The organism is Tenacibaculum caenipelagi, assembly GCF_004363005.1.
Taxonomy (GTDB): domain Bacteria; phylum Bacteroidota; class Bacteroidia; order Flavobacteriales; family Flavobacteriaceae; genus Polaribacter; species Polaribacter caenipelagi.
The window spans coordinates 384867-397785 of the sequence record NZ_SNYH01000005.1 but is presented as its reverse complement, the minus strand read 5'-3'; the positions used below and the strand labels follow the sequence as shown (position 1 = coordinate 397785).

Sequence of the window (12919 nt, the reverse complement as noted above, 5' to 3'; positions counted from 1 at the left end):
TTAACTGTTGTTGGAACAGGATATGTAGGCTTGGTATCAGGAACTTGTTTTTCAGAAATGGGAAATAAAGTTACCTGTGTAGATATCGATCAAGAAAAAATAAATAAGTTGCACCAAGGGATTATTCCGATTTACGAACCGGGATTAGAAAAAATGGTGTTGAAAAATGTAGAAAAGAAAAACTTAGTCTTTACTACGAAGCTGGAAGAAGCTATCGATGAAGCAGAGATTGTTTTTATTGCGGTTGGAACTCCAATGGGGGAAGATGGTTCTGCAGATTTACAATATGTATTAGCAGTAGCTAAAGAGATAGGGCATAAAATGAACCACAGATTAATTGTGGTTGATAAATCTACCGTGCCTATAGGAACAGCTGATAAAGTAAAAGCAACCATTCAAGCAGAGTTAGATAAAAGAAACGTAACAATAGAGTTTGATGTAGTTTCAAATCCAGAGTTTTTAAAAGAAGGAGATGCTATCAACGATTTTATGAAGCCAGACAGAGTGGTAATTGGAGCAGAATCAGACTACGCTTTTGAAAAAATGCGACAGCTATACATACCTTTTACTATGTCAAATGATCGATTTATTGCAATGGATGTTCGTTCGGCAGAAATGACCAAGTATGCCGCAAATGCGATGTTGGCAACTAAAATATCGTTTATGAACGAAATAGCAAATATCTGTGAACGAGTAGGAGCTGATGTGAATAATGTGAGAGTGGGTATAGGTTCAGATTCAAGAATAGGCTACAGTTTTATTTATCCAGGAGCAGGATATGGAGGGTCTTGTTTTCCAAAAGACGTGAAAGCATTGAAAAAGATTGCAGAAGAAAATGGTTATGAAGCACAGCTTATTAAATCAGTAGAAGAAGTTAACAACCGTCAGAAGTTTGTGATTGCAGAGAAAATTATCAAAAGATTTGGAGAAGATTTAACAGGAAAAACTTTTGGTTTGTGGGGATTGGCATTCAAACCAGGAACAGATGATATGCGTGAGGCTCCAGCAATTTATGTAGTAAAAGAGCTAACTAAGAGAGGTGCAAAAGTGCAAGCGTATGACCCGAAAGCGATGGAAGAAGCAGAGCATTTTTATTTAAAAGATGTAGAAAACATATCTTATAAAAATGCAAAATACGAAGTATTAGGGGATGCTGATGCATTGATATTATTGACAGAATGGAAAGAATTCCGTTCTCCAGATTTTTCAGAAATTGAAAAACAACTAAAAACTCCTATTATTTTTGATGGAAGAAATCAGTACAATAGTTATAGTTTAGAGGAACGAGGCTTTGAATATTATCAAATAGGTAAGAATTAATGAAGGTTTTAGTTACAGGAGCAGCGGGTTTCATCGGATTTCATCTAAGTGAAAAATTGTTAGCGTTAGGACACACAGTTGTCGGAATTGATAATATCAACGATTATTACGATATAAATTTAAAATACGCTCGATTAAAAGAGTTGGGGATTGGTAGAGAGAATGCTGAGGTGTTTTATAAAGAAACGATTAGTTCGATGAATGAAAACTTCAAGTTTATCAGGTTGAACTTAGAGGATAAAGAAGAACTGCTTCAATTGTTTACTACTGAAAAATTTGAAGTGATTTGTAACCTTGCTGCACAAGCAGGGGTTCGTTATAGCATCGAAAATCCTGATGCGTATATTCAAAGTAACATTGTTGGTTTTCTGAATATTTTAGAATGTTGCAGACATCATCAGATTAAACATTTGGTGTATGCGAGTAGTTCAAGTGTGTACGGAGCCAATAAAAAAGTACCTTTTTCCGAAGAAGATAGTGTAGATAATCCTGTGAGTTTGTACGCAGCAACGAAAAAGAGTAACGAACTCATGGCGCATACCTACAGTCATTTGTATAAGATTCCAACAACAGGATTACGATTTTTTACCGTTTACGGACCATGGGGAAGACCAGACATGGCACCGATATTATTTGCTGATGCTATATCAAATGATCGTCCAATCAAAGTATTTAACAATGGAGATATGGAACGTGATTTTACCTATATAGATGATATTGTAGAAGGAGTAAAGCGAGTAATAGAAAAGTCGGTTGAAAATAGAGAGCTGTATAAAATCTATAACATAGGAAACAACGATTCTGTAAAACTGTTGGATTTTATTACACAGATGGAAACGAGTTTAAGAAAAGAAGCTACCAAAGAAATGTTACCGATGCAGATGGGAGATGTACAAAGAACCTGGGCGAATGTAGAAGACTTAATCAAGGATTATGAGTATAAGCCAAAGGTTAAAGTAGCTGATGGAGTGCGTCGTTTTGTAAAATGGTATCAAGAATATCATAGTTAGTTTATAAAGGTTTCAATTATAATATAATTGTTTAATGACTTACCAAGAAGTACTAGATTGGATGTTTGCTCAGTTGCCAATGTACCAACGTCAAGGGCAAATAGCATTTAAAAAAGATTTAACCAATATCATTGCCCTATGTGAAGAGTTGGGTAATCCGCAAAAAAAGTTCAAGACCATTCATGTTGGAGGAACTAACGGAAAGGGGTCTACTAGTCACATGATAGCTTCTATATTACAAGAAGCAGGTTACAAGGTCGGGTTGTATACTTCACCTCATTTAAAAAACTTCACAGAACGAATCCGAATCAATGGCAAAGAAATTTCAAGGGATTCAGTAGTAGAGTTTATCGATAAGAATAAGTTTTTTTTAGAAAAACAAGGCTTGTCTTTTTTCGAAATGACGGTTGGAATGGCGTTTGAAGAATTTGCTAACCAAGAAGTAAACATTGCAGTTGTTGAAGTCGGTTTAGGAGGGAGGTTAGATTCTACGAATATTATTACACCTGAAGTTTCGGTAATTACCAATATTGGATTAGATCACACACAATTTTTAGGGGAGACCTTACCAGAAATAGCTTTTGAAAAGGCAGGGATAATTAAAAGGAATGTGCCAGTTGTTATAGGCGAGCGTCAAAAAGAAACGGAAGGTGTTTTTATCGCTAGAGCAGAAGAATACAATGCTTCTATTGTTTTTGCTTCAGATACAAAACAAAATTATACAACTGATTTATTAGGAGAATACCAAAAACATAATGTAACAACGGCAGTAACAGCTATTCAGCAATTAAAAGAATTTACAATTACAGAAGGAAATATTAAAAACGGATTGTTGAATGTGGTAAAAAACACCAACTTAAAAGGGCGTTGGCAGGTGTTGCAGGAATATCCAAAAGTGATTTGTGATACAGCACATAATAAAGAAGGGTTGTTTTATACATTGAAACAATTAAAAAAAGAAAATTATAAGCAATTACATATTGTTTTAGGAGTCGTTTCAGATAAGAATTTGAATGAGATTTTACCAATGTTTCCCCAAAATGCCATTTATTATTTCTGTAAACCAGATATTCCTCGCGGATTATCTGCAGACGAATTAAAAGAAGAAGCTAGTAGGTTTGATTTAGTAGGAGAGGTGTTTAGTTCTGTAAATCAAGCTTTTGAAAAATCAAAAGTAAATGCATCCAATGAAGATGTGATTTATATAGGTGGAAGCACATTTGTTGTGGCAGAAATTTTATAGAAAAAAATGAAAAAAATTATTGTCAATCTCTAAAACTGTTATATATTTGCATCCGCAATTAACAAGTAAGGGCGCGTAGCTCAGTTGGTTCAGAGCACTTGGTTTACACCCAAGGGGTCAGGGGTTCGAATCCCTTCGCGCCCACAACTCTTACAAAAGTTTAATTGCTAAAGGGCGCGTAGCTCAGTTGGTTCAGAGCACTTGGTTTACACCCAAGGGGTCAGGGGTTCGAATCCCTTCGCGCCCACCAAAAGTCTCATCATTTAATGGTGAGACTTTTTTGTTTTATAATCTTTTGTTCATGCTATTTTTTGTAGTTTTGTGGACTTGAAAAATATTTAAAAGACTACTATTGGATAAGAAAATAGCAATAATCGGATTGGGGTATGTTGGGTTGCCGTTGGCGAGGTTGTTTGCTACAAAATATTCTGTAGTCGGATTTGATATTAATAAAGCAAGGGTAAAAGAACTAAATGAAGGTGTTGATGTAACTAAGGAAGTAGGTGAAGAAGAGTTGTTGTCTGTTTTACGAAGTAAGAATGCAGAAGTTAAAGGGTTGTTTTGTACATCGGAAAAAAGCGATATTAGAAATTGTAATATTTTTATAGTCACTGTTCCTACACCGGTAGATAAAAACAATAGAGCGGTTCTAACTCCGTTAATTAATGCTAGTGAAACTGTAGGTGAAGTTCTGAAGAAAGGTGATGTTGTTATATATGAATCAACGGTGTATCCTGGAGTGACTGAAGAAGTATGTGTTCCTGTGTTGGGGGAAATTTCTGGTTTAGAATTTAATAAAGACTTTTTTGCTGGGTATTCTCCAGAACGAATTAATCCAGGAGATAAAAAGAACACTATTGAAAATATTTTAAAAGTAACTTCTGGTTCAACTCCTGAAGTAGCAAAGTTTGTTGATGAGCTATATAGCTCAGTTGTTATAGCCGGGACTCATTTAGTTTCTAGTATAAAAGTAGCAGAAGCTTCGAAAGTAATTGAAAACTCACAGCGAGATATTAATATTGCTTTTATGAATGAATTAGCGAAGATTTTTGGGTTTATGAATATCAATACTCAAGAAGTCTTAGAAGCTGCAGGAACCAAATGGAATTTTTTACCGTTCAAACCAGGATTAGTTGGAGGACATTGTATAGGGGTAGATCCATATTATTTAGTGCAGCGAGCAGAAGAATTAGGATATCACCCAGGGATTATTTTAGCAGGAAGAAGGATGAATGATGGTATGGGGGAATATGTAGCTTCTCAAGTTATCAAATTAATGATAAGCCGTGATATTAAAATAAAAAACGCGGATGTTTTAGTGTTGGGAATTACGTTTAAAGAAAACTGCCCAGATGTTCGTAATACTAAAGTAGCGGATGTAGTACGTTCATTAAAAGAATTTGGAGCTAATGTGACAATTTATGACCCTTGGGCGAATGTTAGTGAGGTTCAAAAAGAATATGGATTAGAAGCAACAAAAGAATTACCAACAGAGAAGTATGATGCCATTGTATTAACGGTAGCACATGATGAATATAAAAAGTTAGATATTATTTCTTTAAAGAAGAAGGAATCTGTGGTGTATGATGTTAAAGGGGTATTATCAAAAGAACTAGTAGATAAAAGTTTATAGTGAAAAATTTTGCACTCATAGGAGCAGCGGGGTATATCGCTCCACGTCATTTAAAAGCTATTAAGGATACTAATAATCTATTAATTGCTGCATTAGATAAAAATGATAGTGTAGGTATTATGGATAGTTATTTCCCAAAGGCAGATTTTTTTGTAGAATTTGAGCGTTTCGATCGTCATATTGAAAAATTAAAGCGTCAGCAAAACCTTCAATTAGATTATGTGAGTATTTGTACACCTAATTATTTACATGATTCCCATATACGCATGGCATTACGTAGAGGAGCAGATGCTATTTGTGAAAAACCTTTGGTGTTAAATCCGTGGAATGTAGATGCTTTAGAAGCGATTGAGAAAGAAACAGGAAATAAAATAAATACGATACTGCAATTACGATTACATCCGAGTATTATTGCTTTAAAGAATAAAATAGAAAAGGAGAATAAGCAGGGAAAGTATGAAGTAGATTTAACCTATATCACTTCTCGAGGAAACTGGTATGATATTTCTTGGAAAGGGGATGAGAGTAAATCAGGAGGAATCGCAACCAATATTGGAGTACACTTTTTTGATATGTTGTCTTGGATTTTCGGAAATGTACAGGAAAATAAAGTGCACCTAAGAGAGAAACACAAAGCGTCTGGCTATCTAGAATTTGAAAAAGCGCGTGTTCGTTGGTTTTTATCCATTGATGAAACTACCTTGCCCAAAGTAATTCAAGAAAAAGGACAACGTACTTACCGTTCAATTACCGTAAATGGAGAAGAGATTGAATTTAGCTCAGGTTTTACAGATTTGCACACCACAAGTTATCAAGAAATTCTACAAGGAAATGGATTTGGTTTGCAAGAAGCAAGACAATCGATAGACATTGTTCATGATATAAGGAATGTTGAGTTGGTAAATAAAGGAGATAAACATTTGTTTTTAAATAAAATTTAAAATGTTTTCAACTAACAACAATGAAATTATGAAAATAGGAATAACATTCAGTGCTTTTGATTTATTACATGCAGGTCACATTAAGATGTTAGAAGACGCTAAAAATCAATGTGATTATTTAATTTGTGGTTTGCAAACAGATCCTACCATTGATAGACCTGAAAAAAATAAACCTATTCAGTCTGTCGTGGAGCGTTATATTCAATTAAAAGGGTGTAAGTATGTGGATGAGATAGTACCGTATGCTACCGAACAAGATTTAGAAGATGTATTACGTTCTTTTAAAGTAGATGTAAGAATATTGGGAGAAGAATATGCGGATAAACCATTTACAGGAAGGGATTACTGTGAAAAGAAAGGGATTGAATTATTTTACAATAAAAGGGAACATCGTTTTTCTAGTAGTGGATTAAGAAAAGAAATTGTAGAAAAGGAAAGTTTAAAATAAGCAAAAAGTAAAAAAAATGAATATAACTGTTGTTGGAACAGGATATGTAGGCTTGGTATCAGGAACTTGTTTTTCAGAAATGGGAAATAAAGTTACCTGTGTAGATATCGATCAAGAAAAAATAAATAAGTTGCACCAAGGGATTATTCCGATTTACGAACCGGGATTAGAAAAAATGGTGTTGAAAAATGTAGAAAAGAAAAACTTAGTCTTTACTACGAAGCTGGAAGAAGCTATCGATGAAGCAGAGATTGTTTTTATTGCGGTTGGAACTCCAATGGGGGAAGATGGTTCTGCAGATTTACAATATGTATTAGCAGTAGCTAAAGAGATAGGGCATAAAATGAACCACAGATTAATTGTGGTTGATAAATCTACCGTGCCTATAGGAACAGCTGATAAAGTAAAAGCAACCATTCAAGCAGAGTTAGATAAAAGAAACGTAACAATAGAGTTTGATGTAGTTTCAAATCCAGAGTTTTTAAAAGAAGGAGATGCTATCAACGATTTTATGAAGCCAGACAGAGTGGTAATTGGAGCAGAATCAGACTACGCTTTTGAAAAAATGCGACAGCTATACATACCTTTTACTATGTCAAATGATCGATTTATTGCAATGGATGTTCGTTCGGCAGAAATGACCAAGTATGCCGCAAATGCGATGTTAGCAACTAAAATATCGTTTATGAACGAAATAGCAAATATCTGTGAACGAGTAGGAGCTGATGTGAATAATGTGAGAGTGGGTATAGGTTCAGATTCAAGAATAGGCTACAGTTTTATTTATCCAGGAGCAGGATATGGAGGTTCTTGTTTTCCAAAAGACGTGAAAGCATTGAAAAAGATTGCAGAAGAAAACGGTTATGAAGCACAGCTTATTAAATCGGTAGAAGAAGTTAATAATCGTCAGAAGTTTGTGATTGCAGAGAAAATTATCAAAAGATTTGGAGAAGATTTAACAGGAAAAACTTTTGGTTTGTGGGGATTGGCATTCAAACCAGGAACAGATGATATGCGTGAAGCTCCAGCAATATATGTAGTAAAAGAGCTAACTAAGAGAGGTGCAAAAGTGCAGGCCTATGATCCGAAAGCGATGGAAGAAGCAGAACATTTTTATTTAAAAGATATGGAGAATATCGCTTATAAAAACGCAAAGTATGAAGTGTTGGCAAATGCAGATGCGTTGATATTATTGACAGAATGGAAAGAGTTCCGCTCACCAGATTTTTCTGAAATTGAAAAACAACTGAAAATTCCTGTTATTTTCGATGGAAGAAATCAATACAATAGCTACGGTTTAGAAGAAAGAGGATTTGAATACTATCAAATAGGTAAGAACTAATGAAGCTTTTAGTTACAGGTGCAGCAGGTTTTATCGGATTTCATTTAAGTGATAAGTTATTAGCACTAGGGCATACAGTTGTTGGAGTTGATAACATTAACGATTACTACGATGTCAATTTAAAATATGCTCGATTAAAGGAGTTAGGTATTGATAGAAACAAAGCTGAGGTTTTTCATCAAGAAATAATTAGTGATATCAATGAAAATTTTAAGTTTATCAGGTTGAACTTAGAAGATAAAGAAGAACTATTTCAACTTTTTACTACTGAAAATTTTGATGTTGTTTGCAACCTTGCAGCACAAGCAGGCGTTCGTTACAGTATCGAAAACCCTGATGTATATATTCAAAGCAACATTGTTGGTTTTCTGAATATTTTGGAGTGTTGTAGACATCATGAAATTAAACACTTGGTGTATGCAAGTAGTTCGAGTGTATACGGAGCTAATAAAAAAGTGCCTTTTTCAGAAAAAGATAATGTAGATAATCCCGTGAGTTTATATGCAGCAACTAAGAAAAGCAATGAACTCATGGCGCATACGTATAGTCATTTGTATAAGATTCCAACAACAGGATTACGATTTTTTACAGTATATGGACCATGGGGTAGACCTGATATGGCACCAATTTTATTTGCTGATGCCATTTCAAACGACCGTCCAATTAAAGTGTTTAACAAAGGAGATATGGAACGTGACTTTACGTATATAGATGATATTGTAGAAGGAATAAAAAGAGTGATAGAAAAACCAGTTGAAAATAGAGAGCTGTATAAAATCTATAATATAGGAAATAACGATTCTGTAAAATTGTTAGACTTTATCACTCACATGGAAATGAATTTAGGTAAAGAAGCGACCAAAGAAATGTTACCCATGCAGATGGGAGATGTACAAAGAACCTGGGCGAATGTAGAAGGCTTAATCAAGGATTATGAGTATAAGCCAAAGGTAAAAGTAGCTGATGGAGTGCGTCGTTTTGTACAGTGGTATCAAGAATATTATAACTAAAATAAGGGGCTCCCTATAATATGATGTAAAAGACTAAAAATGTTTTTTGAATCATTTAAGAAAATAAGTACAATATGTTTTTTGTTGAAAAAATTATTTTAAAATTTCATCGACTAAGGTTTAAGCTTCTTTATCCTAATGAATATAAAAAAGCTGAGATTCATGGGCCTTTTTCAATAATACATCCTCATAAATTGAGTTTTGGAAGTAAGTTTTCCATAAATGATTATGCTTATATTAATGCAACAAATAGAGTAAAAGTAGGTGATAATGTGGCAATTTCTTCTGGAGCTAAAATAATTTCTCTTAAGTTGAATTTCACTAACCATAAAAATAGAGAAGGAAAATTAGAACATGTAGGGAGTGAAATCTCTATTGGGAATAATGTTCAAATAGGAGTAAATGCAGTGGTGCTTCCTAACGTGTCAATATGCGATAATGTAATAATTGGAGCAGGAGCAGTGGTTTCAAAGGATATTTTAGAATCAGGTATATATGTAGGAATACCAGCAAAAAAAGTCAATGCGTAAATTATTTGAAAACATAGGCCTTTTGACAATTGTTAAAGGATTAGATTTTTTAATACCTTTAATAGTATTGCCAATTGTAATATCGAGAATTGGTTTAGAGCTTTTTGGAGAGTATTCAGTATTATTATCTTTTTTCACCTTTTTTATCTCCTTTGGGAATTTTGGATTTAACACAGATGCTATTAAAGATATTTCTCTTAATAAGGGAGATAAAATCAAGTTTCATGAAATTTTATCAGAAGTCTTTTCATATAAAATTATTTTTTCAATTATTGCAATAAGTTTATTTTTAATAATAGTAAACTTAAAATATGAAGGATACTTTTTAATTTCTTTAATATTTTCATTGGGAATTTTGTTTGAGGTTTTTTCATTGTCTTTTTATTTTTTAGCTATTCAAAAATTGAGATTTGTTTCTTTTGTACAAATTTTAACAAAACTTATTTTCGGTATTTTAATAGTATTGTTTGTTAAAAATGAAAGTGATTTATTACTGTATGTTGTTTTCACAGTTGCGGCAACTATACTAAATAGTATAATCATTTTTTTTCTTTCTAGAAAATTTGATTTTAATTATGAACTATTAACTATTAGGTATGAAAAAAAAAGATTATTAAGCTCATTTAATATTTATTCATATACTTTTTTAAATAATTTAATAAATCCAATAACTACATATTTTATATCTATTAATTATGGGAATTCGATGACAGGAATTTTTGCATTATCGCAAAAAACATATTCAGTTTTTTATAGTGCTATAGAACCTGCAATGAATGCAGTATATCCCTATTTATCAGAACAAAGAAGAGTTGTGAATAATTTTATGTTATTAATAAAAAAGTTTTTCGTTGCTTTTTTATTAATAAGCTTGTTAGCTTACTTTGTTATGTATTTCGCTTCACCTTACATACAACTATATTTATTGAAAAGAGTTTTTGTAGGAGATGAGCTGATTTTATATTATTTAATTTGTTTAATGATACTACCATCTGTTTTAAATTTAGTTTCCACAAGAGTTTTGATTATAGAGGGAAGGCAAAAAGAGATTTTAAAAATTTTAGGAATTAATTTCTGTGTAATATTATTAGGTTATATAGTAGTTAGGTTTTTTAAGCTTGAGGTATTTTATTTAGGGATGTTTTTAGTAGGATCTTCTATTTTGGCGATGATAAGTTTAGTGATGAAAATGTTTACTACAAAAGAATAAAGAATGGGTATAAAAGTTTCAGTTGTTATGTCAGTTTATGCTGAGCCTATAGAATGGATTGAAAAAGCTATATTTTCTATATTAAATCAAACATTTACTAGTTTTGAATTTATTATTGTAAACGATAATCCTAAGAGGTTAGAAAACGCGAAATTATTGAATAAATTTAAATCAATTGATAAGAGAATTAAAATATTAGAAAATAATACAAACATAGGTTTAACGAAGTCATTAAATAAAGCATTATTATTAGTTAAAGGGGAATATATAGCAAGGATGGATGCTGATGATATATCTTTACCAAATAGGTTTAAAAAACAAATAGATTTTTTAAATCAAAACAAAAACTATGTTGCGTGTGGAACAAGATCAATAATGATTAATGAATTTGATAAAAATATTGGTGTAATGAAAGTTCCTATTAGTTTTGAGAGGATATGTTCAAAATTAATAGTAGGCAATCCAATGGCTCATCCAACTTTAATGATTAGAAAAAAGGTTTTAACAGAGAATAATTTGCAATATGATGAAACACTTAGGTATAGCCAAGATTATAATCTGATTAGAGAATTAATAAAATATGGTAAATTATTTAATTTAAAAGAAAAATTATTATTATATAGAGTTAGTAGTAATCAAATAACATCAAAATATTCCGTATCCCAGCAGGAAAATGCAAACATAATAAGAGAGAGGATATTTAATGATGTTTTATTGAAACAAAAAATAAAGATAAAAATTAAAGAAGCATTTTTTGATTATAATGTAAATGAACTTTTAAATGAGTATCGAAAAAATAAAAGTGTTAATTCGAATAAAATTCTTAAGGAATTAAACATATCTTTAATGTTAAACTCCAGTCAAAAAGTAAATACAAAAGAATACTTTTTCGCTTTTATTTCACCAAAAGTATCAATAAAAAATAAATTAAGATTGTTAAAAAAAATAATCTATTAGTATTATGATAACTTTAATAGAAAAGATATTATATCCTGTAATTTTGGCACTAATATTACTATTAGTAGAAGACTTGATATTAGAATCAAAAATCTTAGTATGTTTTTTATTGTTTTTAAACGTTCGTTTAATTTACAACTATAGAAAGGTAATACCTGTTTTTATATTGTTCATTTTTACATCTACATACATAATTCCATATTATTATCATTTTTTTTTAGACTATGAAGTTTCTTTTCACTCATCTTTTAATAATTCATTTTATTTAAATAAAACGTTAGTCATTTTTAGTGTGTTTTTAGTGTCTGTATTGGGGTTTACAGACAAAGTAACGAATTATGTTTACCCCAAAAAAAGGTTAAAACACATAAGTTCTGATAAGTTTTTTTATTTTTTTTTAACACTTGCATTTTTACTAGGAATAATGGGCTTAACAGGTGAGAATATGTTAGGAGGAAGTGCTTATGGATCTATAGAAGAAAATAGATCTCCTCTTTTTGAATATTCATTGATTTTTTTTATTATTTCAAGTTTGTTTTTTGATAATAAATTAATAAAAAAAATAATGATTGCTGTATTTGTTTCTTATATGGTTATCAAAGACTTAATTTATGGAGGAAGGATTACTTCTATAATGTTGTTACTATTGGTTTATATTCTATTTTTTGAGGACATAATTAAAAAAAAGAAAGTTTACATTACATTAGTTCTGGGTTTTTTATTTATGTCTGTTTTTTCTTTTATAAGATCAAATCCAGATTTACTTTTAAATGGAGAGGTTTCATTTTCAGATTTATATAATCATCTTGTAGAAACAAATTCTAATAAACGTTTGGTCTCTAATCAAGGGGATGTAGCCCAGTCGTCATCTAGATTGATGGGGTTTGTAACTTCCGGAATAATTTCTTTTGACGACAGGTTAGAGTCTTTTATAGGGTTTGTAATATCAATTTTTATTCCTGGATATGATTACAGTGATTTGACAAATTTAGCTGGTTACAAGAAGGAATCTTATACTGCTGGAGGAGGAGGGCTATTTCCTGTATATTTTTATGTTTGGTTTTCATATTTAGGAGTAGTATTTTCTGGGTATTTAATAGCTAAAATTATTCATATGTTCGTGAGTTCAACTAAAAATTGGGTTTTACTTTTTAGTATATTAGTTTTGGTTAGTTTCCCTAGGTGGTTTGCATACTCTCCAATAATTATATTTAAAATGTGTGGTTATGTAATACCAATTTATTTAGTTTTTAAAAAGATAAAAAAAGCATAAGA

The 12919-nt window shown here is 31.6% G+C and carries 12 protein-coding genes and 2 tRNA genes; all 14 read left to right on the top strand.

Annotation, left to right across the window (positions count from 1 at the left end; all coding sequences use genetic code 11):
• Positions 1-1320, top strand: a 1320-nt coding sequence (locus DFQ07_RS12875; protein ID WP_166627790.1) for a UDP-glucose dehydrogenase family protein, incomplete at its 5' end; no start/stop codon positions are given.
• Complete coding sequence (locus DFQ07_RS12870; RefSeq protein ID WP_133537492.1) at positions 1320-2330, top strand: NAD-dependent epimerase; 1011 nt, start codon at positions 1320-1322, stop codon at positions 2328-2330. The genes DFQ07_RS12875 and DFQ07_RS12870, both read left to right, overlap by 1 nt.
• Before the next feature lie 34 nt (positions 2331-2364).
• Entirely contained in the window at positions 2365-3573 is a 1209-nt protein-coding gene (locus DFQ07_RS12865) for a bifunctional folylpolyglutamate synthase/dihydrofolate synthase (protein WP_133537491.1), read from the top strand.
• 69 nt (positions 3574-3642) lie between these two features.
• Positions 3643-3717, top strand: a tRNA-Val gene (locus tag DFQ07_RS12860).
• A 28-nt stretch (positions 3718-3745) separates the two neighbouring features.
• A tRNA-Val gene (locus tag DFQ07_RS12855) sits at positions 3746-3823 on the top strand.
• Positions 3824-3925: 102 nt separating this feature from the next.
• Entirely contained in the window at positions 3926-5206 is a 1281-nt protein-coding gene (locus DFQ07_RS12850; protein ID WP_133537489.1) for a nucleotide sugar dehydrogenase, read from the top strand.
• Positions 5206-6147, top strand: coding sequence for a Gfo/Idh/MocA family oxidoreductase (locus DFQ07_RS12845; RefSeq protein WP_133537487.1), 942 nt, complete (start codon positions 5206-5208; stop codon positions 6145-6147). The genes DFQ07_RS12850 and DFQ07_RS12845 overlap by 1 nt, the downstream gene beginning before the upstream one ends.
• A gap of 28 nt (positions 6148-6175) precedes the next feature.
• Complete coding sequence (locus DFQ07_RS12840; RefSeq protein ID WP_133537485.1) at positions 6176-6595, top strand: adenylyltransferase/cytidyltransferase family protein; 420 nt, start codon at positions 6176-6178, stop codon at positions 6593-6595.
• Positions 6596-6611: 16 nt separating this feature from the next.
• Positions 6612-7937, top strand: coding sequence for a UDP-glucose dehydrogenase family protein (locus DFQ07_RS12835; protein ID WP_133537483.1), 1326 nt, complete (start codon positions 6612-6614; stop codon positions 7935-7937).
• Positions 7937-8947 (top strand): NAD-dependent epimerase, encoded by a 1011-nt coding sequence (locus DFQ07_RS12830; protein ID WP_133537481.1) that lies wholly within the window; start codon positions 7937-7939, stop codon positions 8945-8947. Before DFQ07_RS12835 ends, DFQ07_RS12830 begins: the two co-directional genes overlap by 1 nt.
• 74 nt (positions 8948-9021) lie before the next feature.
• Positions 9022-9477: an acyltransferase gene (locus tag DFQ07_RS12825; protein ID WP_133537479.1), complete on the top strand. Its 456-nt coding sequence runs from the start codon at positions 9022-9024 to the stop codon at positions 9475-9477.
• Complete coding sequence (locus tag DFQ07_RS12820) at positions 9470-10687, top strand: oligosaccharide flippase family protein (RefSeq protein ID WP_133537478.1); 1218 nt, start codon at positions 9470-9472, stop codon at positions 10685-10687. The genes DFQ07_RS12825 and DFQ07_RS12820 overlap by 8 nt, the downstream gene beginning before the upstream one ends.
• A gap of 3 nt (positions 10688-10690) precedes the next feature.
• Positions 10691-11644 carry a glycosyltransferase gene (locus DFQ07_RS12815; protein ID WP_133537476.1) on the top strand — a complete coding sequence of 318 codons (954 nt, stop codon included), beginning with the start codon at positions 10691-10693 and terminating at the stop codon, positions 11642-11644.
• Positions 11645-11648: 4 nt separating this feature from the next.
• Entirely contained in the window at positions 11649-12917 is a 1269-nt protein-coding gene (locus DFQ07_RS12810; protein ID WP_133537474.1) for a hypothetical protein, read from the top strand.
• Positions 12918-12919 lie beyond the last annotated feature (2 nt).